This window comes from Rhodococcus sp. P3_B8, from assembly GCF_056402775.1.
This window is the reverse complement of the sequence record NZ_JBFUGT010000478.1, coordinates 1-3,468: the sequence shown is the minus strand read 5'-3', so window position 1 is coordinate 3,468 and position 3,468 is coordinate 1. Positions and strand designations below refer to the sequence as shown.

3 protein-coding genes and 1 pseudogene are annotated in these 3,468 nt (G+C 65.1%); 3 read left to right on the top strand and 1 reads right to left on the bottom strand.

The window, feature by feature from the left end:
* Positions 1-34 precede the first annotated feature (34 nt).
* The 3 genes and pseudogenes from AC1D1G_RS43215 to AC1D1G_RS43205 all read left to right on the top strand — a co-directional run.
* Positions 35-1,306: a lipase family protein gene (locus AC1D1G_RS43215; protein ID WP_477956706.1), complete on the top strand. Its 1,272-nt coding sequence runs from the start codon at positions 35-37 to the stop codon at positions 1,304-1,306.
* Positions 1,307-1,612: 306 nt separating this feature from the next.
* A complete protein-coding gene (locus AC1D1G_RS43210) occupies positions 1,613-1,756 on the top strand; it encodes a hypothetical protein (RefSeq protein WP_283353227.1) in 144 nt (47 codons plus the stop codon).
* A 144-nt stretch (positions 1,757-1,900) separates the two neighbouring features.
* Positions 1,901-2,274, top strand: a pseudogene (locus tag AC1D1G_RS43205) (IS6 family transposase); the annotation flags it as partial.
* A gap of 901 nt (positions 2,275-3,175) precedes the next feature.
* On the opposite strand, the gene AC1D1G_RS43200 reads toward AC1D1G_RS43205, so the two are convergent.
* A complete protein-coding gene (locus AC1D1G_RS43200; RefSeq protein WP_477956707.1) occupies positions 3,176-3,454 on the bottom strand; it encodes an ATP-binding cassette domain-containing protein in 279 nt (92 codons plus the stop codon).
* Positions 3,455-3,468 lie beyond the last annotated feature (14 nt).

The following is a 3,468-nucleotide window of genomic DNA, read 5'->3' as shown; positions in this document are numbered from 1 at the left end:
CCACAACATCACTGATATCCCTAGGAGAGTTCGGATGAATCGTCGTCGTTTTCGCGCCGTGACCGCCGCAGCAGTCACGCTCGCTGCGGTGGCAATGTTCGGGTCGGCTGGACAAGTGGTGGCGGAACCGGCAACCGCAGCCGCGGCGGATTTCTATCTCCCACCGAATCCGCTGCCCGCCGGTAACAGCGGGGATCTGATCCGCAGCGAACCCTTCCGCCCGCTGGGTGGTTCCCCGTTGGCGACCCTGGTACCGGCCGCGTCCGCCACCCGAATCATGTATCTCTCCTCCGACACCGTCGGCGCACCGGTCGCGGTCACCGGAACGATTCTGGAGCCGACCGCAGCGTGGTCTGGATCCGGGCCACGCCCCCTCGTCAGCTATACCTTCGGCACCATCGGCGCGGGCGACAATTGCGCCCCCTCGAAACTGGTCGCCGACGGCATCACTACCGATGGTGCCGGAACACCGATGCCCAACCTATACATTCTCGACGTCGTGTCGCTGCTGGCACGCGGCATCACCGTCGTGGTCACCGACTATGAGGGGCTGGGCACCCCGGGCGCACACACGTACCTGCAACCGGTACCCGAAGCGCACGCCGTCCTTGACGCAACACGCGCCGCCATTCGCTTCGGCGCGGCGACCCCGCGTGCGCCGGTAGGAATTTGGGGATACTCGCAAGGCGGCTCGGCATCCGGTGGCGCCGCCCAACTCGCCCGCAGCTACGCTCCCGACCTCAACCTCGCGGGCACCGTTGTCGGCGCACCGCCCGCGAACGTCGCCTCTACCCTGTCGAACGTCGACGGCAAAGCGCTCACCGATGTAATCGGGTTCTTCCTCAACGGCCTGCTGGGCAGCCACCCGGAATTCACGAATGCGGTCACCACGATGCTCAACTCCGACGGGATCGACTTCCTGCACCGCACCGCAACCGAATGCGACTTGAACGCCCTACTCCATGCCTATCAGCCCACCAGTTCGTTGACGGTCAGTGGCCGACCCATCACCGACGAACTGCAAGCCAATCCCGCGATCCGGGCTGTTCTCGACAGCTTCAACCTGGGCACACCAGCCCCCGCTGATCCCGTTCTCCTCGCTCAGAACGTCAACGACGACGTCACCCCCGCCGCGGACACCTACGCCTTGGAGAACGCCTGGCGTGGTGCCGGCGCCGACGTGACCGTCGCACGCCTCGACACGCCCCCGCTGCTACCGCAACTCGGGGCCGCGGGGCATGCGGCCGGGCTTCTCCTCGACAACCCGACCGCTGTGCAATGGCTCATCGGCCGGTTCAACCATTGACACCCTGGCCGATCGGCAACCGAAGCCGCGGTCCCGTAGGGCCGGTGGTCGCGGGTGACGCGGTGCTCGCCGCGACGGCGGTGTGGGCGGGGGCCAGACGATCGACATGCGTTGAGGACACTTCGAGCTGGCGGCCACGTTCGACCGCGGCGCGGGCCGTGTCCTCGGCTGCGGTGAGGTCAGTGGCCAGAGGCGCGTGACACGATCGGCGAGGACCTTCCGATCACGCAGAAGGTTCTTCGAGACAAACCACTCGGCACCGGCATCGACGCTGCCATCAGAGCATTTCTCCCCGAACCGCTCCACATGGAGGCCGTCAAAGATGTTGCCACCGAGCTGAAGACGACCGGATCCGCCACCTTCGGCAAACTGCTCAAGACCCTGCTCGACGAGGTGACTGACCAGCTCGGGGATATCGAACAGCAGTTCTCGAAAATCGACCAAACCTGAGCAGGGTGTTCGAGGAACACTCGGTGCCGGCCGCAATGGTGTCGGTGTGAGCGGGTGCGCCGTTGTACGTTCGCACCCGCTCACATACCCCGGCGCGCATCGTCAACTTGGCTGTGCGGGTGACCGCTGGGAGGATGGGCGACCGTGACCAGCGCAGATTCGTCGTACAAGGGCTTCCGCTACCCGAAGAATCATCAGCCACGCCGTGTGGCTGTATCACCGCTTCGCGTTGAGCCTGCGTGACGTGCAGGAACTGATGTTCGAACGCGGCGTCGTGGTCTCGCACGAGACGATCCGGCAGTGGTGCGCGAAGTTCGGCCAGTCCTATGCCAACCAGCTGCGCCGCCGCAGGCCCGCCTGTCGACAAGTGGCACCTCGATGAAGTGTTCATCCCGATCAACGGCGAGCGGATGTACTTGTGGCGTGCGGTCGACCAGGACGGTGTGGTGCTCGACATCCTCGTCCAGTCGCGTCGAAACGCCAAGGCTGCCAAGCAGTTCTTCCGTAAGCTGCTCCGCTGCCCCCGACAGCGCGGTGTCGGACAGGTTGCCGTTTTGGGGATCGACCGCAACAACGGCATGCGTGCCCGCATCCGCGGTAGGGCACCCCGGCACAACGTGGGTCTCGAATGCCGGCGCGATACGCCGCAACCGAATCACCCCGGGCCGGCCGGCCACGTCGAATGTGGCGACGACCTGCGCCCACCGAACATAGGCACACGGTTGGCAACTGACATGGTTGGTGGTGCACGGCAACGCCCGTACCACACTAAGTCCTTCCTGGTCGGTCCTCGACCACCGCAGCCGCACATGGACTCCGTCCAACATGTGCAGGGTGACGTCGCCACAGGTGAGGCCGACGAGGTCGCTGCGCCGGAACGCCCCGGCGAACCCCATCAACAGCAAGGCAGTTGGAACCTACAACAACGACGGTGTAGGTTCCAACGTCCGGTGTCAGTCGTTGATCTCGGCGACCTGGGCTTTCCAACCTTTTGCCGGAAGTTTCGTCGGATTCCTCGGCGCCTGGGCAGCGGAAACGTGTCTTGTTAGGGCCTCCTACCGACACGGAACCGTGGAACCTATTGCAGGATCCACTCCTCGGCGTCAGCCCTCTGCGCATCCGACCTGCAGGTTCTCAACATCGTGTGAGTGCGCAATTCTCACGAACTTGTCGGAATCCTCAGCCCGGTCGCTATCCCGTAAGCCGATCGGGAACCGCCACGGCGTGCTTGGCATCGGAGGGACCGGGTTTCACCAGTGCCCATTTGCCGGCGACTGCACTGGTTCGGCACGCAGCTCGGCGGCCCGTGCCGCGGACAGGTGGTCTCGTCTTGCCGCTGCGAACCAGCCTTTGCCGGCCCAGGAGTGCTCGAGGATCGTGAGAACCTGCCGGTGATCCGTTTTCACAGCTGCCGGGCAGTCAGAGCCTCGGAGTACTCAACCAACTCCCGCAAGACGTCCTCCGCGTCCTCATCGCACGCGTCACACCCGCACGCAGGGAGCGCGATGTGCGACCAACTCCACCAACTCGACTGTCCGTGACTTCGACGGCGGCGGGGCCACGGGTGACAGTCACCTCGAACCGGCGCTCGAGGTCGGGCTCATCGAGCAGCAGCACCGGTGGCTGAGTGAGCAGGGAGCGGGCGATCGCGGGCCGTTGCCGTTCGCCGCCGGACAGCCAAATCCTGTTCTCCCCGATCTGCGAATTCAGGC

What these genes read in the sequence shown, in the direction of transcription:
- AC1D1G_RS43210 (WP_283353227.1), top strand. Translation starts at nt 1,613, where the DNA reads ATGGAGGCCGTCAAAGATGTTGCCACCGAGCTGAAGACGACCGGATCC.
- AC1D1G_RS43215 (WP_477956706.1), top strand. Translation starts at nt 35, where the DNA reads ATGAATCGTCGTCGTTTTCGCGCCGTGACCGCCGCAGCAGTCACGCTC.